The 20,161-nt window shown below is 48.6% G+C and carries 21 protein-coding genes and 1 riboswitch; of the genes, 6 read left to right on the top strand and 15 right to left on the bottom strand.

From position 1 onward, the window contains the following. The first annotated feature begins 34 nt into the window (after positions 1–34). Together JXQ28_07745 and JXQ28_07740 are read left to right on the top strand one after the other, a co-directional pair. The gene (locus JXQ28_07745; protein ID MBN2277622.1) at positions 35–520 is read left to right on the top strand and encodes a DinB family protein; all 486 of its coding nucleotides are present in this window, start codon (positions 35–37) and stop codon (positions 518–520) included. 190 nt (positions 521–710) lie between these two features. Beyond that, positions 711–1,076 (top strand): STAS domain-containing protein, encoded by a 366-nt coding sequence (locus JXQ28_07740; GenBank protein ID MBN2277621.1) that lies wholly within the window; start codon positions 711–713, stop codon positions 1,074–1,076. A 38-nt stretch (positions 1,077–1,114) separates the two neighbouring features. On the opposite strand, the gene JXQ28_07735 is transcribed toward JXQ28_07740, so the two are convergent. After that, complete coding sequence (locus JXQ28_07735) at positions 1,115–1,498, bottom strand: hypothetical protein (protein MBN2277620.1); 384 nt, start codon at positions 1,496–1,498, stop codon at positions 1,115–1,117. A 175-nt stretch (positions 1,499–1,673) separates the two neighbouring features. Here JXQ28_07735 and JXQ28_07730 point away from each other — a divergent pair, with 175 nt between their 5' ends. Continuing rightward, on the top strand, positions 1,674–2,258 hold the full coding sequence (locus tag JXQ28_07730; GenBank protein ID MBN2277619.1) for a YIP1 family protein: 585 nt from the start codon (positions 1,674–1,676) through the stop codon (positions 2,256–2,258). Between the two features lie 107 nt (positions 2,259–2,365). Here JXQ28_07730 and JXQ28_07725 read toward each other — a convergent pair whose 3' ends face one another. The 8 genes from JXQ28_07725 to JXQ28_07690 form a co-directional block, all read right to left on the bottom strand. Further along, the gene (locus tag JXQ28_07725; protein ID MBN2277618.1) at positions 2,366–2,707 is read right to left on the bottom strand and encodes a GYD domain-containing protein; all 342 of its coding nucleotides are present in this window, start codon (positions 2,705–2,707) and stop codon (positions 2,366–2,368) included. A gap of 215 nt (positions 2,708–2,922) precedes the next feature. Next, the gene (gene msrB / locus JXQ28_07720) at positions 2,923–3,330 is read right to left on the bottom strand and encodes a peptide-methionine (R)-S-oxide reductase MsrB (protein ID MBN2277617.1); all 408 of its coding nucleotides are present in this window, start codon (positions 3,328–3,330) and stop codon (positions 2,923–2,925) included. 309 nt (positions 3,331–3,639) lie between these two features. After that, a complete protein-coding gene (locus JXQ28_07715; protein MBN2277616.1) occupies positions 3,640–3,786 on the bottom strand; it encodes a hypothetical protein in 147 nt (48 codons plus the stop codon). A gap of 120 nt (positions 3,787–3,906) precedes the next feature. Further along, complete coding sequence (locus tag JXQ28_07710) at positions 3,907–4,476, bottom strand: methyltransferase domain-containing protein (GenBank protein ID MBN2277615.1); 570 nt, start codon at positions 4,474–4,476, stop codon at positions 3,907–3,909. A gap of 11 nt (positions 4,477–4,487) precedes the next feature. Further along, on the bottom strand, positions 4,488–5,123 hold the full coding sequence (locus JXQ28_07705) for an NUDIX hydrolase (GenBank protein MBN2277614.1): 636 nt from the start codon (positions 5,121–5,123) through the stop codon (positions 4,488–4,490). 33 nt (positions 5,124–5,156) lie between these two features. Continuing rightward, positions 5,157–6,332, bottom strand: coding sequence for a M24 family metallopeptidase (locus tag JXQ28_07700; GenBank protein MBN2277613.1), 1,176 nt, complete (start codon positions 6,330–6,332; stop codon positions 5,157–5,159). Positions 6,333–6,412: 80 nt separating this feature from the next. Next, on the bottom strand, positions 6,413–7,795 hold the full coding sequence (locus JXQ28_07695) for a sodium:solute symporter family protein (protein MBN2277612.1): 1,383 nt from the start codon (positions 7,793–7,795) through the stop codon (positions 6,413–6,415). 8 nt (positions 7,796–7,803) lie between these two features. Continuing rightward, complete coding sequence (locus tag JXQ28_07690) at positions 7,804–10,275, bottom strand: TonB-dependent receptor (GenBank protein ID MBN2277611.1); 2,472 nt, start codon at positions 10,273–10,275, stop codon at positions 7,804–7,806. Positions 10,276–10,353: 78 nt separating this feature from the next. Next, positions 10,354–10,446: riboswitch (TPP riboswitch) on the bottom strand. Positions 10,447–10,582: 136 nt separating this feature from the next. On the opposite strand from JXQ28_07690, the gene JXQ28_07685 reads away from it, so the two are divergent. The 3 genes from JXQ28_07685 to JXQ28_07675 all read left to right on the top strand — a co-directional run bounded on the left by JXQ28_07685 (position 10,583) and on the right by JXQ28_07675 (position 13,068). Further along, a complete protein-coding gene (locus JXQ28_07685; GenBank protein MBN2277610.1) occupies positions 10,583–11,776 on the top strand; it encodes a metallophosphoesterase in 1,194 nt (397 codons plus the stop codon). Between the two features lie 469 nt (positions 11,777–12,245). Then, complete coding sequence (locus JXQ28_07680) at positions 12,246–12,479, top strand: DUF2934 domain-containing protein (protein MBN2277609.1); 234 nt, start codon at positions 12,246–12,248, stop codon at positions 12,477–12,479. 166 nt (positions 12,480–12,645) lie between these two features. Next, positions 12,646–13,068: a ferritin-like domain-containing protein gene (locus JXQ28_07675; protein MBN2277608.1), complete on the top strand. Its 423-nt coding sequence runs from the start codon at positions 12,646–12,648 to the stop codon at positions 13,066–13,068. Between the two features lie 62 nt (positions 13,069–13,130). Here JXQ28_07675 and JXQ28_07670 read toward each other — a convergent pair whose 3' ends face one another. The 6 genes from JXQ28_07670 to JXQ28_07645 all read right to left on the bottom strand — a co-directional run bounded on the left by JXQ28_07670 (position 13,131) and on the right by JXQ28_07645 (position 19,618). Further along, positions 13,131–14,006 (bottom strand): mechanosensitive ion channel family protein, encoded by an 876-nt coding sequence (locus JXQ28_07670; protein ID MBN2277607.1) that lies wholly within the window; start codon positions 14,004–14,006, stop codon positions 13,131–13,133. A gap of 107 nt (positions 14,007–14,113) precedes the next feature. Next, positions 14,114–15,196, bottom strand: coding sequence for a magnesium/cobalt transporter CorA (gene corA / locus JXQ28_07665; GenBank protein MBN2277606.1), 1,083 nt, complete (start codon positions 15,194–15,196; stop codon positions 14,114–14,116). A gap of 60 nt (positions 15,197–15,256) precedes the next feature. Further along, complete coding sequence (locus JXQ28_07660) at positions 15,257–16,333, bottom strand: mechanosensitive ion channel (GenBank protein ID MBN2277605.1); 1,077 nt, start codon at positions 16,331–16,333, stop codon at positions 15,257–15,259. A 291-nt stretch (positions 16,334–16,624) separates the two neighbouring features. Further along, positions 16,625–17,140 (bottom strand): flavodoxin, encoded by a 516-nt coding sequence (locus JXQ28_07655; protein MBN2277604.1) that lies wholly within the window; start codon positions 17,138–17,140, stop codon positions 16,625–16,627. Between the two features lie 168 nt (positions 17,141–17,308). Further along, positions 17,309–17,824 carry a flavodoxin gene (locus tag JXQ28_07650; protein ID MBN2277603.1) on the bottom strand — a complete coding sequence of 172 codons (516 nt, stop codon included), beginning with the start codon at positions 17,822–17,824 and terminating at the stop codon, positions 17,309–17,311. Between the two features lie 96 nt (positions 17,825–17,920). After that, a complete protein-coding gene (locus JXQ28_07645) occupies positions 17,921–19,618 on the bottom strand; it encodes an AarF/ABC1/UbiB kinase family protein (protein ID MBN2277602.1) in 1,698 nt (565 codons plus the stop codon). Positions 19,619–20,161 lie beyond the last annotated feature (543 nt).

Raw genomic sequence — 20,161 nt, 5'->3', positions numbered from 1 at the left:
ATCAAATATTAAAACTCATTGACCCGGAGAAATTATGGCTGATAAAAATGTTCTGCTCGAACTCCAGATAAATTTCTGGCGGGATAATATCAGGAACTCCATCATGGAGGCTCTGGAACTGATGCCGGAAGATAAAGGCGACTGGATTCCGGCGGATAACATGATTCCCCTGGGCCAGTTGTTTCTGCATATTTGTGAAACCTCAGATTGGTGGTACGATGAAATCATGAAAGGCAACAAGGCGGTGGAACTGGCCGTGCCGGGCGAGAAATGTCCTGATAAAAAAGTAATTAAAAATCACCTCGAGGAACACTGGAAACGGCTGGAGCGGTTTTTCGCCGAGCCAAAAGAGGCCTTTGAAAAAACGTATAAGAGAGAAGGCTCGCACGAAGGCAGGAAGTGGAAAATCGAGCAAACCGGCTACTGGATTTTCACCCACCTGTTCGAACATGATATCCATCACCGGAGTCAGATAAATCACTATTTACGAATTCTCGGGATCAGGCCGCCCCGGATATAAGGTGGCTTACGATATCCTCATAATTTCTTTTCCAGTATTAAACAATACAGGCCCAGATCAATGTATTAAACAGAATCTGTATATACATTGAACATTTTTAACTGCAACAAAAACAATGTTGCTCCGTATATAATGGCACACAACATCATCTGCTTCACGGCGGATCGTACTTTAATCCTGGAGGATGACAATGAAGATGACTGATGATTTCCGGGATGGAGTGGCTATAATTGCCCTTGAGGGCAGAATCATGGGTGGTCGGGATGCCACCATGTTTCATGGTAAGGTTTATGAGTATCTTAACGGCGGTTTCAAAAAGCTGGTTATTGATCTGGGCAAAACCAAGTGGATGGATTCCATCGGCATGGGAATGTTGATTTCGGCCATGACGGCTGTCACGAAAAATTCCGGCAGTATGAAAATCGTCAATGTAACCGACAACATTAAGTCACTTTTAACGATCACGCGCCTGGTATCGGTATTCGAGACTCATGATTCGCTTGACGATGCCATAAATTCTTTCAACCCTGCCGGTCTGACAGCGGGGACATCATGATTACGATCTGACTTAATGTTTATTAATATCCGGGGCGGCTAATTGTCGTTTCCTTTAAGCAGTCGGGCGGTAACAAACGATCTGACCGCCATACTGACATAAAGGAATGACAACAAGGCCATAATGCCCTGGCTGATAGTCGCGGCCGGGCGGACGACCCCGCCCCCTGACAGCATTATAAGCATTTTGTATAATCCGCCGATGGTCGCGAGGAAAGCAATCAAGGCCAGAGCGGTCGAGATATGCATGGCATGTTTTAGCCTATTGGGATCGGCCGCTATCAAGGCTATCAGGCATATGACTATACCGAAAAAAGCTGGAATGAGGGCAGTTATACTGATCCGACCCAGGCCGAAATAGCCAATCAAACCCAGCAGAATCATCAAAACCGCATATACAATAGTAACCAGCCGCATATTCATTAAGATCATCTCCTTCCAAAATTACTAAATGATAAACAATCCTAAATTTAAATATAACAATAACACCTCTGCCGGGAATCCGGTTCGGTATAATTATTTTATTTTTAGGATTTGTTTTTTGAACTTATTCCATTCATATTATAGGTTCTGGTTATTCAAATCTGGAGGAAGCTGAATGAATATTGTTGACAGAGCAAAAAATATCCTGATCCAGCCGTCGGCGGAATGGGAAGTTATCAAGGCCGAGAAACTGACGGTGGCGGAGATGTTTACCCAGTATGCCATAATCCTGGCGGCCATCCCGGCCATCGCCGGCTTCATTGGCAACTCGATTATCGGTCACGCTGCTTTTAGTCTGTATGGCCGGACGCCTGTATTTGCCGGATTGATCCAGGCTGTTTTCATGTTCATGCTCTCGCTTGGTGGTGTTTACCTGATGGCTTACATTATCGATATGCTGGCGCCATCATTCGGGGCCGGAAAAAATATGGAAGATTCCATGAAGGTGGCCGTCTTCTCGTGGACGGCTTCATGGATCGCCGGCATATTCGCCATTCTTCCACCAATTTCGTGGCTGTCGATTGTCGGGTTGTACTCATTGTATTTGTTATACCTCGGGATGCGCATTATTAAAGAACCCCCGGCGGATAAGCTGGTCGGGTACTTTGTCGTCAGTCTGGTGGTAGCCATAATAATCTATGTTATAATCGGGCTGATAGTAGGTGCTATAATGGCAATTGTCTATGCCATTATGCGTTGATTTGAATTATTCGTAAAATGAAAACAGGCCTCCGGCAAAATGAAAACAGGCCTCCGGCAACTGGATAAAAAAGCCGAGGCCTGTTTTTTTGGAGTATGTAATAAAAGTCATTTCCGTTTCTTGCCATCGGGGCACTGCAAATCATCGGTCAATTTCAGGATCCTTTCGTAGGGTAAGGCTACCCAGCTTTCGACCTGAGCGGCGCCATGGGAACGAGTCATCATGGAGACCACAGCCGCAGTTTCCTCATCAGGCGCTTCATAGATATGCATCGAGTCCCAGTAGCCCATTAGAGCATAATGATCCTTGAAGCGAAGTTTGGGGCATCGTTCCTCGATTTCCTTGATCCATTTATGCCCCATCTGAAATCTTTCTTTATGCTTGGCGCCGATCTCGACCAGCTGGGCATTGGCCGAGGCCAGTTTGACCATCAGGACAAAGGTCCGCATAAAACCTCCTTTTATTTCAATCAATCATCATAGCCGAACGGGCTCTTAATTATTTGCGAACATGGAAGCTGTTTTCGGTCCGAATAAATTTAGAAATCAGATATTGAATGCCTTATGTACAAATATACTATTTTTGGCTGAATTAGAAAGAAAAAAGTCAGGGATATGAAAACCCTGATTTAATTGAAATCGAAATTAAAACGCGGGCCGCACTTCTATTTTTCTTTTGAGTCCGCAACGAAATCGAGTGCGGCCGAGTTAATACAATAGCGTTGTCCGGTTGGCTTCGGGCCATCATCGAAAACATGTCCCAGATGCGCCCCACATTTACTGCAGATCACCTCGGTCCGCACCATCCCCATCCGGTCATCTTTTAACTCGCGGATATTATTGTCGGAGAGTGGCTTCCAAAAGCTCGGCCAGCCCGAACCGGATTCGTATTTGGTATCCGAAGCGAACAACTCATTGCCGCAACAGACACATTTATAGACCCCATCACCTTTGAAATGGTAATATTGACCTGTGAAAGCCGGTTCGGTTCCCTTTTGACGCGTTATTAGATACTGCTCCGGGGTTAATTCCCCGCGCCATTGGTCATCGCTTTTATTAACTTCAAACTTCATGTCGGACTCCTGTTTTAACATCTCCCCGGCCGGTATTCCCGATTCAACATCACAGCTTTGCGCCGCTATCTCCTTTTGGCGACACGAGATAAGCATCAGAATAAGAAATATCAGAAGGGCAATATGGTAATTTCCTGATTTGCCGAATCTTTTGGTTTTTAATTGCTTTCTCATGACTCTGCCCCGGTTGTTTTTCTTTTTTAACATATTCCGGGGCATTCTGGTTCCCCATGGGCCGACGTGAAAATTGGTGGGATCCGGATTCTTGATTTTTGCTGTTGATGGCTCGATGAAGCGAGCGGAAGCTTCTTATCGTTTGCCTTCTTTAAGATTAGCCATATCGCCCATCAATTCGACTTGAACCTGCTGGATTTTAAGCAATCTCTGCCAGGAATGGTTCATCAGTTGATCCAGTTTGGCATGGAGTTGTCTTATTTCAATCTCCGACCGGGCCAAGTATCAATTCCGCGGACCGGCCTTCACTTAAAGGTTTTGCCGTCGAACAAATGGGACAGATAAAATTAGGTTGATTTTCCTTTGTCATAAGTCACCTTAAACCCAAAATATCATGACAATTTATCCTTCCATCGGCCGCCAGAACCTGATATAAAAATTCTGCTGACTTGAGGACGAAGCCAGATATTGCAGACCGGCCATTTCGGCCAGATCGACGAAATATTCACAATTCTGGCGGCGGTTTTCCCATCGTGTTCCATAGCCGGTTTTTATAGTGCGATCGTCGATTTTAATTTCCAGAGGAATCATATAAATCTCCTTATCCCCCGGTCGATACGGCGGGATAATATTATCCCAGACCAAAAATATCCCGCCGGGTTTCAGGACCCGGGCGATCTGGCTGAAAACCTGCTCGTGATCGCCGCGATCCATATACATCAGAGAATAAAAGGCGGTCACGACCTCAAATGTTTGATCGGGGAAAGCCAGACAGCGCGCATCCATGACAATCTTGATCGGGCCCGGCGGAGCCTCATCGAGTTCCGACCGTCTAATATCAATAGCGAAAATATCATTCCCCAGCAGTTGCCCGATGATTCCCTCACCGCCGCCCCCGATATCGAGCAGCCGCCCCTGGTAACCAAATGACTGGAGTTCAACATATTGCCGGTCGATAACATGTCTTTCCATCGCTGTCTCCGCTATAAAAATCTCAGCACTTCATCATGCAACCGGGCCCGGTAGGACAGCCCACCTGATTCCATGCCGGAGATAATCTTTTTGTATTGCTCGAATTCCGAGAGATCGGCCAGTTTCACTTCTCGGATTTCCCGGATGTCGATCGGCCGAATCCGGCCCGATATATATCTGGCTGTGAAAACATGGGTCCGCCAGGGAAGGAGTTTCCGCCCGCATGAGAAATATACATTGACCTGCAGGATATATTTGACCAGTTCAATTTTTGTCCCGGTTTCCTCGTACATCTCGCGATGTACACCCTCGTGAAAATCTTCGCCCGGCTTCAATCCACCCGATGGCGCCCGGTAGAGACCGTCCGGATAATGATGCTTGGCATTGACAACAATCTTATTATTCTTGAAGGCATAAACGGTGATATCGTGACAGCGGCCAAAGGTCTGGGTGGATCGGATAAAATTGTATTCCTGTTCGTCCACCGGAGCATCCATCTTAATCACCGGCGGATAGCCATATTGATCGGCCACAATCTGGACCATGCGCGGTGTAAAATACATATAAAAAATCTCGGCGACCGGGTTCGAATCCGGTTTATGACCGGAGGTCAAAGGCAGTTTAGTAAAACCGGCAACTATTATCAATATTTAATTCCATCACACCGCCATCGGGGTCGATCAACTCCGCATAAGAGGCAGGATTTCGGTCTGCATCGGCAGGGTTGTAACCTCGGGTCCATCCTCGGTCAGCAGGCAGTCAATCTCGGAACGAAAGCCGAAATTATCCAGATAGATACCCGGTTCAATCGAGAAAAGGTGCCCGGCCAGGAGTTTTCGTCGATCCTCGGTTTCCAGGTTGTCGATATTCGGCCCCGGACCATGGACATTCTCGAGAATCGAATGGCCGGTGCGATGGAAGAAATAATCGCCATATCCGGCTTCTTCAATAACCGAGCGGCAGGCATTATCGACCTCGTAGCCATACACCGGTCCCTCGACAAATTTCTGCCGGAGAAAATTGACAGCTTTATCGCGGGCGAAAGTTACCACTTCAAAAAGCCGCCGGTATTCATCGGGAACGCTTTCCCCGGCATAGGCCATCCAGGTGATATCGGCAAAGATTGAGTTTGGAATCTTAAGTTTGGCCCAGAGATCGATCAATACCAGCGAGCCTTCGATAATCGGTGATGATTTCGATTCACTCGGCTCATAATGTGGATTACAGATATCGGCATCGATAGCACAACAGGGGGGAAAATCGGTAATCATGCCGTTTTCTTCGAACTTACGCAAAATTCTCAAAACCACCATCCGCTCGTTGAGATGCTGCTTCTTGCGTAGCGAGTCGGAGATGAAATCAAAGATATCATCTTTGATCCGGTTGATAAGGACGGCGGCTTTTTTATGCATCTTGATCTGGTCGGATGTCATCCGGGCCTGGAAGAAGGAGACAATATCGGCCGAGGAAACAATTTCAACACCGATTGATTTGACCAGTTCGATTGTCCCGGCATCAACCAGCCCGATATACGGCAGGCGGCCTTTGGGTGAATACTCCATAGCCACCCGGGTATAACCGGAAAGCATGGCGGCCAGATGTGTCTCAAGGCTTTTATAGGAAGAAAAGGTTAGTTTCCGGCCCGGGAGATGAACAAAACGGTCTTTTTCGATATTGTGTACCAACGCCACCGGTTGACCGTCGGCCGGGATCAGATAAAAGGAACGCCGGGTGATATGGGCGGTCAGATCGAGCAGATCGACAGCGATATTATTACGGGCGTGGAAATCGGCCATCAACCAGGCATCGATTTTTTCCGATTTCAGAAAGCCCTGGATCCTCTCAAGATTTATCATACTCCTGCCAGATTTAAATATGGTATATCATCAGCAAACACGTTACTCAGGGAAATCATTTGAGGACTAAAATAATCATGTCAGGTAACATTTTCAACCCTTTTGCTTCCTAAAAGATAAAAGAGAATGGAAACGGCCAGGCCGGGAAAGATCGGCTGAATCCCCAGCCAGTATTCGCCCTCGGCTCCCCAAAATCCCGAAATAAGCCAGGCCAGTGACAATCCGCCCGAGACAATCACCGAAATGAAGGCCGTTTTGGGCGGCATCCGGCGGCGTCCGTTGAAAGCAAAAAAGAGCGGAACCAGAAGAGCCGGAGTCCCGACCGACCCAAAATGATGCCAGATATCGACAATTGATCGGAAAAAGAGGGCGGCCGTGACCGCCAGAACGGCTGAAAGAGCCAGCCCGATTCGTGTATAGTATTTCATTTTTTCATCGGGAACCCGGAAAATCCGCCAGACAATATCACGGCTGAAAGTCGAGGCGGCCAGGAAAGAATAGGAGTCGACTGTCGACATAATTGTTGCCAGCAGGGCCAGAGCGAAAATACCCAGAAGACCGGCCGGAAGAACTTTGACGGCCAGGGCCGGATAGGAGGCGGCCGGATCGGCCAGATCGGGAAGCAGGGCGCGGGCATAGAGGCCGCAGGAGGTAGTCATAAAATCGAAGACAATCCAGAAAATTACTGATATTAAAATCCCTTTTTTGGCGACGGCTTCGGATCTGGCGGCGTAACATCGTTGATAAAACGACGGTTCGATCAGGGTGGCCAGGGCAATGACATACCATACGGCGATATACATGGGGCTGTTACCGCCGTGCCAGGTGAGGTTTTCAGTCGGGACGGAATTTTGTACAAATCCCAGGCCGCCGTAACGCCCGACTAGAACCGCCAGTAATATGAAAAAACCGAGAAACATAAGTAAAAACTGAAGCAGGTCGGTCCGGACCACCGATCGGAATCCCCCGAGATGAACATAAAATAGAGAAAAAATGGTTCCGGCAATCGCCCCCTGCCAGAGCGGCCAACCCCACAGCACTTTAAGCAGTACCGCCAGCATCAGAATATAGGCTCCCGGGAGGGTCATCAGAAAGAGGATGATCGACCCGGCCACGGCTGTCGGCCGGCCATAGACATTATCGAGCCGGTCGGGAATAGTCAGGATATCGGAACGGCGTGCCTTTTTGGCTATAAAAAGGGCAAACAGGATGGCGGCCAGATAGTACGGCACTCCGAACACCAGCCAGGTGGAAAGACCATAATTGTAGCTGTACTCCCCGATCCCGAGAATACCGCCATACCAGGTTGAAACCAGGGTGGCGATAAAAGCCGGCAGAGTCAACATGCGTCCGCCCAGAATAAAATCGGCCGCAGTCTCGTTTTTATCCGACCGGCGGACAATCCCCAGAAACACCAGGGCGCCCAGATAGGCCAGGATAATTATGTAATCTATAACGGTCAAGGGTTACTCTATTCCAACTCCCATTTCAGCTCGAAGTAAAAATTCCGTTCGGCGGCGGGGTAATATTCTCCGGCCATGACGCCATCGTACAGATATGAATATCCCCCTTGCTCGTATTTGGCGTTAAAGAGGTTATTGACGGTCCCGGTAATGGTCAACCTTCCCAGGCCGGAAAATCTCCCGATTGAGAACGAACCGGATAGCGATGAAACCATGTAATCCCCGATCGACAGGCTGTCGTTATTGCCGTTTTCGATATATTGTTTGCCGACTGATCGCAGGTGATAGGTGAGACGAACCGGATTACAGTCAAAATCGGCTGTCAGGTTGGCCAGATATTCTGGAAAACCGGCGGTGGGATTACCGGAGTAATCAACGATTTCATCGACCTGCCCGTCCCAGTCATTATCATTTTCTATCACGAAGTCTTTCAGCCGGTTGTAATTGTAGGCGGCGTTGGCGGAAAGCTCGAGATACCGATGGGGACGCAGAGCGCCATCAAATTCGATTCCGGAATGAACTGACCGGTCGGCATTGGTGATCCGCGGCCGGCCGTCATCATCGATACCGTTACCCGGAACGATTTCGTTATAGAACTCCATCCAGAACAGGTTGACTCCGATCCGGTAGGAATCACCCCTGACATTACCGCCCAGCTCGAAATTATAGACTCGTTCGGGATCGATCAGGGGATCGCCGAAGTAGTACACCGTATCTCCTGAGGCGGTTTCGACGATATTATCCACGGCCAGTGACGGAAAGGCACCGACTTCCTCGGCATCGTAGATGGTAACATCGGCCGGCTCACGGGAGGCGGCCGCGAAACTGAAATAGATATCGGTCCGGTCATTCGGCAGGTAGGTGATTCCGGCGCGTGGCGAAAGAAATACCCAGTCGATATCATACCGGTAACCCGGTAGAGCACCCAGCCGGGTTTGGTCGAAATCGTATTTCAGATAGCGCAGTTGAAGGTTACCCATGAGGCGGATTTTATCGGTCAGGGAATAATAATCGAGGGCATAGATCGAGGCCGAGTATTTGGTCCCGAAATATTCATAGTAGCGATGACGCGGATCGAGCCGGTTGTTCAAATTTTCCGCCCAGATAACCTGGCCCCAGTGTTCCGCATCGAAATAATAAAACGATCCGCCCAGCGAGGCGGTACCGCGGGAATGGTCGATATCCAGCCTCGGGTTCCAGCCGTACTGGTTTTTGGCCACCCATTTCTGGCGCACCAGGTCGACTTCGGTAAGACCTGGGTCGATTAAAGCCTCCGGCGGGATATTGTACTCATAGATATCACGATCATCCTTGTACTGCTCATAAAAACCTTTACCCCGGATATAATAGAGGGTGTTCTTGACCGAGATTTTATCGTTGATCCTGTAGGTGTTATGAAGTTCGTAATGAGGTTGATTAAAATCATCCTTTTCGTTTTCGTACCAGGTCCAGTTGGTGCGGCGGTCGGCCATTTCGGTAGCCCGGTCGATACCATCGAAAGCCAGAGCCGCCTGCATCGGTCCACCATACAGGTTAACGGTGGTAGTCATATTGTTATCGAGACGGGACAGCGACAGGTAGTACGACCAGCCGTCATACCAGCCATGATCACGGTAACCGCCGCTGTAGAGTTTGGAGTACCGTCCCGCCAGCGACCAGTGACCGTCGATCAGTCCCGAAGAATATTCGACCGTTTGACGCCGCATGGCTGCGGTCAGTTCATCGTCGGCGGTATATCGTCCGTAGCCGGTACTGACCCCAATCCGCCGGGTCTGATCGAGTCCGGCCGACGCGATATTGATTGATCCCCCGAAAGTGGCATCGCCGTAAAGCGAGTTACCCACCCCGCGTTGTACCTGAATATCGGCGACATTCGAGGCAAAATCAGGCAGATCGTAAAAATAGGTGAAGCGATCCTCGGGATCGTTGAGCGGAATCCCGTTGACATACACCCCGACTCGTTTGTAGTCGAACCCGCGGATTTTATAATCGCTGGCTCCGACCGCCCCGCCGGTGTATGATATAGCATACATGTTCGGGGTACTTTCCAGAAGGACCGGGAAATCTTCGACCGTGTAATCCCGTTTGATTTCATCCGGGGTGAAATCGGCAAAGGCAACCGGGGTCAAACCGGTGATCGCCCGCATGGCTGTCACCCGGATTTTCTGTCCGGGATAAATGGCATAATCGAGTATGATTTCGAGATCAGTCAAATCTTTGGCTTTTTTCAGGCTGATCATACTCGGTTGATAACCGATATGGCTGAAAGTGAGACTGGCGGTAGTTTTGTCACCGGTGTTGATTTCAAAATGGCCGCTTTTATCCGTTTGGGTAATGAAAGCGGTCTGCTCGGTTTGAACAGTGACTCCTTCAATCGGATTGCGATCGCGGTCAAGAACTCGGCCGCCGATTGTAATTGCATTTATGTTATTAAATAACAATAACATAAATGCTGTTATGAGAAGGCTGACAGGTCTCATGACGGACTCCTTACTTTCATTGGGCCAAATAAAAAACCACCTCCCGGCAATAGACCGGTATAGTGGACATGAGGAATCTGTCATGATTTCCCGTTTCCCTACGCCGGTATTATCCGGGTCAGGTTCGGGGGGTATAATCTCAGGCCTTTTGGGCCACCCCCAACGGATCTATATTTTATTTTTTATAATTTAAGTTTAGATTAACCTTAAAATCAAGTCTTTTTTTGCTTTTGCTGAACTCGGAGCCTCATTAATCGATTATAATTAATAATTGTATCCGATTCGATAATTGAATTTCGGGAGACTGATGCGACTTTTCTGGTTATCTTTGTTCAGTATATCGGTTCTGGCCTTTTTTGCCATTGTTGATCTGATAATATTGAAATACTTAAATAAATCCTGGTGGAATAACAGATTAATCCGCAGGGCCATAATCATAATGCCCTTTTGGGGTATCATCGGAGTCGCCATCTGGTCGGGCGGCAGACTCACTGATCTGCTTTTATGGACTGGAATAGGTTCCACCTTGGCGATAACCATGCTGGTTTTCCTTATGGGTCTGGCTGTTACCCTGCCTCTGTCGGGCATAATTAACAGCCTGCTATTGCGAATGGAAGGCCGATCGCGGAAAAAAACAGCGACAAAATTGGTCGATTCCAACCGGCGTCGGGTTTTAAAGGGACTGGCCGCGGCTCTGCCGCTGGCCGGTATGAGCGCCGGGGGTTCCGGGGTAATTCATGCCTACGGCAAAACCGAGATTCCCCGAATAGCCATGAAGTTTAAAAATCTTCCGCCTCAAATGGAGGGCTTCAAAATTCTTCATCTGTCGGACTCCCATCTGGGAATTTATAAAAACCTTGATGATCTGGAGGAAATACTGGTTAAGGCCGAAAAGTATTCCCCTGATTTACTATTATATACCGGAGATATTGCCGATGATTTGACCATCCTATCTGATGTCCTCAAACTGGTGGATGGATTAAAAACTCGTTTCGGGAAATATGCTTCGCTGGGCAATCATGAATATTATCGAGGTATTCGCGATGTTATCGAAATTTTTGACCATAGCCCGATACCCCTTTTAAGGAGCTCCGGAGTTGGTATAAATATTGATGGGGCAACGGCTTATATTTCCGGAGCCGATGATCCGCGATATATGGGAAAAGATAATCGGGATTTTTTATATCAAACCATTGAAGAGGCTGTCAGCGGAGCCCCATCCGATTCCTTCAAAATTCTCATGTCCCATCGTCCGGAAGGTTTCGATCCGGCCGCCGATTTGAAAATTGATCTGACCCTGTCGGGTCATACCCATGGCGGGCAGGTTGGATATGCCGGTCAAAGTTTCTGGACATCCTTTATGCCGGAGCGCTATTTGTGGGGTAAATATACCAGAGAAGGCGGGCAAATGTATTTGACATCCGGAATCGGCCACTGGTTTCCTTTCCGCCTGGGTTGCCCGACCGAGGCGCCACTGATTGTATTAACCTCCGATAAATAGACCAATTAGCTTATTTTCACAGCGAATTTGCCGAAGACTTTAATAGAATCTGGATTTTTATTAAGAAGGATTATAATAAAAATCAAATCCCAGCGTAATAAGATTAGAAAATGGCGCAGTTTTTTTGTAGCCAGCAGATAGTTTCCGGCGTATAATCTGACACCGTAATGACAATATTTGAAAATATGCATTCAGTATACAGGAGGTTGTTATGATCAAGGAAGTCAAGAGAAACACCTGGTCGAAGTTTATTAGAAAATTCAGTTCCGATAATCGGCACCGGGTTTTCAACGTCAATGTCAAAGATAAGAAAAACATCCAGACGGAACTTTCGGGCAGTTTTTCTCTGATGGGTCTCTCATTGGAAAAGAAAGGCCGATTGATCGACGGCATTAAGATTTATGCCGGATGGGCCGATCCCGAAATGGTCACCCAGCCGATCATTGCTTTCAGGGAACCGGCCAAGATCATGGTTGAGACGGATGATCACGGCTTTGACGCCCGGCTTAAGGTCAAAACAAAGGATGGAACCGAGGCTACCATCGATTTAAACGGCGGAGTCAGCACTAATCAGGGACGTCAGCTGGTGGAAAAAGTCGCCTATTCTCTCTATGAACGCCGCGGCTATACCAACGGCAACGATCTCGGCGACTGGCTGGAAGCCGAGCACAAGGTTCGTGAGGCTGAGGACATGTTTGTCTGATGCCGGGATCTTCAACTCGAAAAATAATTTTCTGCCTTTTTAATCGGGTATATGAAACATAAACCCGGACGGTGTGGTTACTGCCTGAATCGTCCAGATTATGTTTGACTTATCCCGGTTTTCTTTATATGATGCCATCATTCTATTAGAAAACATGGAGGAATTTATGCCTATCACGAAGAAAAAATTGCTGGAAAATCTTAATAAGGATCTGGAATGGGAATTCGCCGCCGCCATCCAGTATGTGCAACATGCGGCGGTGATGACCGGCCCGCATTACGAGGGAGTTATCAAGGAATTGATTATTCATTCCCAGGAAGAGATGCAACACGCCGTCACGCTGGCGGGGCAAATCGATTATCTCGGCGGTGTCCCGACCACCAAGGTGGAAAAAACGAGCACTTCCGAAAACAGCAAGACCATGCTGGAACAGGACCTGGCCGGGGAAACCGATGCCGTCCGCCGTTATACCGAGCGTATTGCCCAGGCCGAGGAATTGAAACTGTACGGTCTGCGCCGGGCTCTGGAAGATATCCTGATTATGGAAGAAGAGCACCAGCGCGATCTGCAGACCGCTCTCGAGCTGTAATCGCTTTTATTAAATATGAGGCCGCCGGGAATAATCCCGGCGGTTTTTTTATCTCCGATGGTTTATCCGCCAATGGCGGCATTTTTGCCATTCAGAGATAATTTAAATGAAGCCGCCTGTCCTTCCTTATTCTCGCCTGCATATATAGTCAGGTGAGGGAAGGGGATTTCGATATGGTGCTCATCGAAGGTTTTTTTCAAACGACGATTGAATTCCCGGGCTACTCGCCATTGTTTGATCGGTTTGGTTTTGATCCGGGCTTTGATTATAACGGCCGAATCGGCGAATTTGTCCAGTCCCATGATTTCCATCGGCTCCAGAATGTCATCTTTGAATTGAGGATCGAGGCGTATATCTTCGTCGATTTCCCTGATTATTTCCATTACCTCATCGACATTTTCCCGGTAGGCCACTCCAATATCAAAAACATAATATGAAAATTCTTTGGTCATATTGGTCACTATATCAATCTGGCCATTGCGAATATAATGCACATTGCCCGCCAGGTCTCTCAGAGTCGTCATCCGCAGGCTGACATTTTCCACCAGACCGCCCTTGCCGGCTATTTCAATAACATCGCCGACACGGATTTCATCTTCGAGCAGAATAAAAAAACCGCTGATTATATCCTGGACCAAATGCTGGGCACCAAAACCGATAGCTACACCGGCAATTCCAGCCGCGGCCAGAATGGGGCCGATCTGAATACCGAGTTGACCGAGAACCATGACAAGCCCGATTGATATGATAATAACGCTGACGATATTGCGAATCAGAGAGCTGAGGGTATCGGCCCGTTTTTTTGATTCGCCTGCGAGACCATCCTTGGTTAAGGAAGCAAAAACGCGGTTGATTAAAATCCGTGCGATTTTCAGAGATAAAAAGATCAGGATAATAATCAGAAGCAATTTAAAACCGGTGGTGATCAGCCAATCCATGATAATTCCGATTAAATCATGTAAATCCATACCCTTCTCCTGTGTTTATAATCTTATACTCCCCATTGCATTACAGGGGGAATTTTTTGGGATGGCGCTGGTTTTTTCTAAAACCACCCTTTTTTTCTGAAGAAAAGAAACATTCCCCCGCCAATCAGAACCGCCAAACCCCAGAATAATAGATAACCATAGGGTAAGCCCAGTTCCGGCATATTAAGACCGCTGGCGGAAGTGTCAAAATTCATGCCGTATACTCCGGCCAGAAAACCAAGAGGAATGAAAACGGTGGCGATTATGGTCAGCACTTTCATGACCTCGTTCATCTTGTTGCTGACGCTGGAGAGGTAAATGTCAAGAAGACCGGAAACCATATCGCGAAAGGTTTCCACCGTATCGATCACCTGAATAACATGTTCGTACAAATCCCGGAGATAGGCTCTGGTCTGTTTATGGATTATGGTCGACTCCAGCCGTTCCAGGCCGCCGACGACTTCGCGCAACGGCCAGATGGCTTTTCTCATATAGATCAATTCGCGTTTCAATTCATGGATCAATTCCAGGTTGGCCGGTTTCGGACGGGTGACCAGTTCCTCTTCAAGCGATTCGATACTTTCCCCCATCACTTCCAGCACCAGGAAGTAGTTATCGACAATGGCATCCATCAGGGCATGAGCCAGATAGTCGGGGTTCATGAACCTGACCCGCGGCGAAGTTTTCCTGATTCGATCCCGGACCGAATCAAATACATCACCGGTCATTTCCTGAAACGAGATCACGAAATTCTCGCCTAACACCAGGCTGACCTGTTCCGATTTTAGTATATAGGTTTCCGGTTCGATACGGAGCATTTTCAAAACGATGAAAACATAACCGTCACCCTCCTCGAGTTTCGGGCGCTGGCCGGTGTTGGCGATATCCTCCATAACCAGGGGGTGTAATCCGTAACGAGTCCCGAGTTTCTCAATAACCGAGGTATCATGGAGGCCGTCGATGTTGATCCAGGTTACGGTCGGGCTGTCCCTGAAGGGGAAGCAATCCTCGATCTTTTCAACCGTCATTTCCTTTATTTCGATCTCATTATAATCAATAATAGTAATTTTCGTCTTCGCAACTTTTTGGTCGCCGACGAATACCACCGATCCGGGTCTAAGACCTTTTTTTCTGGAAATTCGTTTGTACAGGTGAACCATCCTAACCTCCCTTCTGATGGTATCCGCAATGATGAAACATTACCCGGCAGGTTATAGCGATTATTTCTTCTCCTGCTCGCGCCGCTTGATATATTCGGCCAGACGTTCACGGCGGGTTTTAAGGAATTCGATTTTCTCCTTCAGTTTTTCTTTCTGAGTATCATCGGCGGCCGGCGAAATATCCGCTTTCAATTGCTCAATATCATGTCCAAGAGAGTCAAGGCGTTCCCTGAGTTTCTCAATCGACTCGGCCTGTTCGGCCTTGTCAAATACTAAATTTTCGGGCAGTACTCCCTCCTGCTCATTATCATCATAATCACGATCCTCGCGAGTTCTTATGGGGATGAAAACGTTATCAGGAGTCAGCGGCCGGGTATTCATGAAGGTCGGCGAAACGATTTCGATTCCGCCCTGATGGAGACTATCAAGCATCATCTCACGCAGGCTCGACCGGGTTGAAAGAAGTTGCTTGACTTCTTCAAGCATCCCGGAAACACGGTAAACGACCGAAAAATCTCCCAGATTCATAACATATACGAAGGGTTCTTTCAATCCTGCGGCTCTAGCCGCCTCAAGGAGTAATTTTTCGATTTTTTTACGCGGAATATCGTATCCCAGCGAAACCTCGGACCAGACAATTGTCCCCGATGATCGAACAACGCGGACCGGGTTGGTAACAAGATAAAGATTGGGGAGGGTAATCAGGTCGCGATCTTCGGTCTGGATTTCGATATGAAACAGGCCGCGTTCGGAGACACGTCCGAAATAATCGCCGATTTTAATAAAATCACCAATCTTGAAACTGTGTACCGCTCGCAACATCAGACCGGCCATGGCATTGCCGACGAATGTGGTCGAGGACAGGGCGATGGCCGCTGAAAGAAGGATACCGATCAGGCCCAATAATTGGCCCTGCTTGTTTTCGCTCATAGGACTGACCAGGATTATCACCAACAGGCCGACAAATGACAGCAGAATAGTAATCATTTGGCGGCGGACAATATGACCCTCGGATCGTGAAGACCGTTTTTCCATCAGGTAACGGAACCCGAAAAGCAAAAGCGCAAATCCGGCAATGGCGATTCCGGCTGGAATCAGCGCCTTAAATCCTTCCAGTAGCGATTCCAGGATATCCATATATATTCCCTTCGAGCATTCCGATACCCGGACAGGATGATTGCCGCGTGTATTTCATGAAAAATAAATCAAACGGCGTTTTGTCCATCAGATCATCCCCCGGGAACCTCATTTAAGAAGCAAACGAATACTTGAGTGAATAATAGCCCTGTCGGGGAGGGGATGCAATTAATTTTTCCCCCGGAATAATCGAGCCCCGGAGGGCCCTGAAAAAGGCCTTGAGATCGGGCATCACGCAGTCCCGCCGGAGTAAGGTTATATCATCCGGCGGGAAGAAGACATTCAAAGTTCCTAATCGGCGAATTGTTTTTTAAGATCGGCCACCCAGGCCCGGATACGATCTTTGGTGAGGAAGTCCTCGTTATCCTGATCGATAGCCAGTCCGACGAAATAATCGCCTTCGGAGGCATCGGACCGATTGAAGAAATATTCTTTATTGGGCCACTGTCCGACCACCTGGCCGCCGTTCAAATAGACCGGGCGAGCCAATTTGCCAATGGAATCGACAAAATAATCGGGATAACCGACCTGATCACCCAGTCCCAGGAAAGCGACTCTTTTCCCGGAAAAATCGAGATGGGCAAAATCGGTGTAGATAGTTTCCCAGTCATCGGGCAGACTCCCGCGGCTCCAGGTCGGGGAGACCAGAATCATGCGATCATAATGAGCCATAGTCTGCAGATCGGTATCGGCCACATCGTACATATCCACATCAAGGCCGACATTTTCAAGTTCCTGGGCCAGGATACGGGCGACCTCTTCGGTATTGCCGGTGGTGGTGCCGTAAAACAAACCAATTTTATGCATAATTAAATTCCCCGAATTTATGGGTTTCCTTTTTCAAAGGTTCCCGACAGCACCCCCCCTGGGCTGTCAGGATTTTCAATAAATACGCCGGCCGGCCCCGGATATTGGACTGTTTTGAACCATAATACAAGCACGATTTAAAACTGACCCGGTTTTGAAGATAGGATATCATTGACCGAATTGCCCCGTAATCATGGTTACCCAGCGGTCCAGCCGTTCGGCAGTTTGGTCTTCTTCCGAATCCTGGTCGATAGCCAGCCCGATAAACATCTCGCCCCGTTCGGCTTCGGAATTTTCGTATTCATAATCCTCACGCGGCCACATTCCGACGATTTCGGCGCCGTTTTTTTCCACCGGGCGGGCCAGCAGGCCGATCCCGTTGAGAAAAGTCTCCGAATGCCCGGCCTGATCGCCCAGACCGAGAAAAGCCACTTTTTTGCCGGTGAAATCGAGTCTGGAAAATTCCTCGAAAACCACCTCCCAATCCTCCTGGAGTTCACCCATATTCCAGGTGGGCGAGGCCAGGATAAGATTATCATAGTGCATCATATCCTCGAGTTCCTGCCGGACGATATCGTGGATAACGACTTCGAATCCGTGTTCGGTCAGTCGCCCGGCCAGCATATTGACGACTTCCTCGGTATTACCGGTGGTGCTTCCGTAAAAGATTCCTATCCGGGGCATATGCAGTCTCCTTTTTGGCTTCGTTATTTAATTTCTTATAAACAGCGCCGGAGCGGCAATTGTTCGGAGGAATTTCCATAGAGGGAGTGTTTCGACTCACATACGGCCGCTACGGAGGATCGAAATTAAAAGCCAGAACCCCATCAGTCCCGCCACCAGAAATCCGAACAGCCCGATCACGGGGATTCCGCCGAGACGGGGCGGGATATCGGAGTGAATTATCAGCGAGGAACCGATAATGAGGGCGGCCAGGACAATGGCGAAAACGATGCGGTTGCTGATTTTTTCATGGGAGGCGATCATATGGTCCAGACCGCGATGCTCGAACTGGATTTTGGCCCGGCCGTCGCGGACCTGTTTGACCAGGGTTCGCAGTTCGGCGGGGATCTCGCGCAGGAGATGGAGCAGTTCCATGCCGGAGTCCATCATATCGCCGACAATTCTTTTGGGATTGAGGCGGTTCAACTGAATTTTTTTGACAAACGGCCCGGCGTGCCCGCCGATTTCGAAATCGGCATCGAGACGGCGGCCGATCCCCTCGACCGTCCCCATCGCCTTCATCATCAGGTAAAGATGCGGCTTGAGACTAAGGCCATGCTTTGAAACCACATGGAGAAGCTGGTGGAGCAGTTTGCCGGTATCGATTTCATTGAGCGGCAGGTAAAGAAACCGGTCGATCAGGTCGGCCAGATCGCGTTCCAGCAGGTTGCGGTCCGGCTCCTCGTCATAATCGGTCAGTTCCAGGAAAATCTCGGCCGCCTTTTTTTCCTCGCGGTTGACCACCCGCATCAGAAGTTCGGCGAACTGCTCCCGTTCCATCAGGCTGATCCGGCCCATCATACCGAAATCGAGATAGCAGATGACATTGTTGTCGAGAATGAAGACATTGCCGGGGTGCGGGTCGGCATGGAAGAAACCGTACTCGAAAATCTGTTTCATGATCAGGACGGCCCCGCGGCCGGCGATTTCTTTGAGGTTGTACCCGGCCTGCCGGAGAGCCTCGATTTCGGAAACCTTGATCCCTTCGACATATTCCATGGTCAGCATCCGCTCGGTGGTCAGTTCGCGGTACACGCGGGGAACATAAACGGTCGGATCATTGATAAACATGCGGGCGAAATGCTCCATGTGGGTGGCTTCGGTATTGTAGTCGATTTCCTTTTCGATAGTCCGGGCGAATTCCGCGACAATCCGGGACGGGCGGAATTGCTCCAGTTCCTTGATATGCTGTTCGGCCAGGCCGGCCAGATGGAGCATAATTTCCAGGTCGATCTCGATGGTCTTGACGATTCCCGGCCGCTGGACCTTGACCGCAACTTCCTCACCGTCGGACATAACCGCCCGGTGCACCTGTCCGATCGAGGCGGCGGCATAGGGTTCCGGTTCAAATTTGTCGAACAACTCCTCGGGTTTACGTCCGGTTTCGTTTTCGATAACCTTGACGACTTCCTCGTACGGGAAAACCGGGACCCGGTCCTGGAGTTTGGTAAACTCGGCGATATACTCCAGCGGGATCAGGTCGGGACGGGTCGAGAGAATCTGGGCCAGTTTGACGAAGGTCGGGCCGAGTTCCTCAAGGATTTTGCGAACCCGTTCCGCTGTGGTCAGGTTCTGAATCTGGTGTAGTTGTTCTTCGGGGACAATTTTCAGTCCGATTTTGAAATACTGCTCGATTTTAAGACGGTCGATCAAGTCCCCGAAACCGTACTTGATAACGACATTGAGGATTTTTTTGTACCGGTTGAAATGCCGGTAGCGCTGGCCGATAACGCTGATTTTACGAATGCTGAGCATCGATAACTGCTTCCTTCCCAATTTCGGGTTGAAGATATGATTTTCTTCAACGGTCAGGCAAGACATTTTCGCGGATCCTGTCACGGCGGGTAAGGCACCCGATTTTTAAAATGGGTTCGTTTCATCCTTGAGATAAATTTTCTGAGTTGCCCGGGGCATATTGATAAAAATGGGTTCGTTTTTTCAGTAAAAATGTTTTTGGCGGCAATTGCTTTGGGTAAATTGGTTTTCATATAAATCGGGGCGGGGGCCCGATTTTTAAAATGGGTTCGTTTCATCCTTGAGATAAATTTTCTGAGTTGCCCGGGGCATATTGATAAAAATGGGTTCGTTTTGTCAGTAAAAATGTTTTTGGCGGCAATTGCTTTGGGTAAATTGGTTTTCATATAAATCGGGGCGGGGGATGGAATAAGGGTGAAGTGGTGGAGAAAATGAAAGGGGGGATGTTGTTAAAATAAAAATAGAAATAATAAGGAGTGCAAGGCTTTGAGCTACTCAGCCATGCATTTTGTTAAATCAAACGGGGCAGACGAAGGCGTCTGC

This window comes from Candidatus Zixiibacteriota bacterium (assembly GCA_016933955.1).
Lineage (GTDB): Bacteria > Zixibacteria > MSB-5A5 > GN15 > PGXB01 > JAFGTT01.
Note: the sequence above shows the minus strand (reverse complement) of the source record. Positions and strands in the feature narration are given on the sequence as shown.

Excerpts from the sequence above, each read along its gene's own strand:
- JXQ28_07745 (MBN2277622.1), top strand. The coding sequence starts at position 35 with ATGGCTGATAAAAATGTTCTGCTCGAACTCCAGATAAATTTCTGGCGG.
- JXQ28_07740 (MBN2277621.1), top strand. The coding sequence starts at position 711 with ATGAAGATGACTGATGATTTCCGGGATGGAGTGGCTATAATTGCCCTT.
- JXQ28_07735 (MBN2277620.1), bottom strand. The coding sequence starts at position 1,498 with ATGAATATGCGGCTGGTTACTATTGTATATGCGGTTTTGATGATTCTG.
- JXQ28_07730 (MBN2277619.1), top strand. The coding sequence starts at position 1,674 with ATGAATATTGTTGACAGAGCAAAAAATATCCTGATCCAGCCGTCGGCG.
- JXQ28_07725 (MBN2277618.1), bottom strand. The coding sequence starts at position 2,707 with ATGCGGACCTTTGTCCTGATGGTCAAACTGGCCTCGGCCAATGCCCAG.
- msrB (MBN2277617.1), bottom strand. The coding sequence starts at position 3,330 with ATGAAGTTTGAAGTTAATAAAAGCGATGACCAATGGCGCGGGGAATTA.
- JXQ28_07710 (MBN2277615.1), bottom strand. The coding sequence starts at position 4,476 with ATGGAAAGACATGTTATCGACCGGCAATATGTTGAACTCCAGTCATTT.
- JXQ28_07700 (MBN2277613.1), bottom strand. The coding sequence starts at position 6,332 with ATGATAAATCTTGAGAGGATCCAGGGCTTTCTGAAATCGGAAAAAATC.
- JXQ28_07690 (MBN2277611.1), bottom strand. The coding sequence starts at position 10,275 with ATGAGACCTGTCAGCCTTCTCATAACAGCATTTATGTTATTGTTATTT.
- JXQ28_07685 (MBN2277610.1), top strand. The coding sequence starts at position 10,583 with ATGCGACTTTTCTGGTTATCTTTGTTCAGTATATCGGTTCTGGCCTTT.
- JXQ28_07680 (MBN2277609.1), top strand. The coding sequence starts at position 12,246 with ATGGTTGAGACGGATGATCACGGCTTTGACGCCCGGCTTAAGGTCAAA.
- JXQ28_07675 (MBN2277608.1), top strand. The coding sequence starts at position 12,646 with ATGCCTATCACGAAGAAAAAATTGCTGGAAAATCTTAATAAGGATCTG.
- JXQ28_07670 (MBN2277607.1), bottom strand. The coding sequence starts at position 14,006 with ATGGATTGGCTGATCACCACCGGTTTTAAATTGCTTCTGATTATTATC.
- corA (MBN2277606.1), bottom strand. The coding sequence starts at position 15,196 with ATGGTTCACCTGTACAAACGAATTTCCAGAAAAAAAGGTCTTAGACCC.
- JXQ28_07660 (MBN2277605.1), bottom strand. The coding sequence starts at position 16,333 with ATGGATATCCTGGAATCGCTACTGGAAGGATTTAAGGCGCTGATTCCA.
- JXQ28_07655 (MBN2277604.1), bottom strand. The coding sequence starts at position 17,140 with ATGCATAAAATTGGTTTGTTTTACGGCACCACCACCGGCAATACCGAA.
- JXQ28_07650 (MBN2277603.1), bottom strand. The coding sequence starts at position 17,824 with ATGCCCCGGATAGGAATCTTTTACGGAAGCACCACCGGTAATACCGAG.
- JXQ28_07645 (MBN2277602.1), bottom strand. The coding sequence starts at position 19,618 with ATGCTCAGCATTCGTAAAATCAGCGTTATCGGCCAGCGCTACCGGCAT.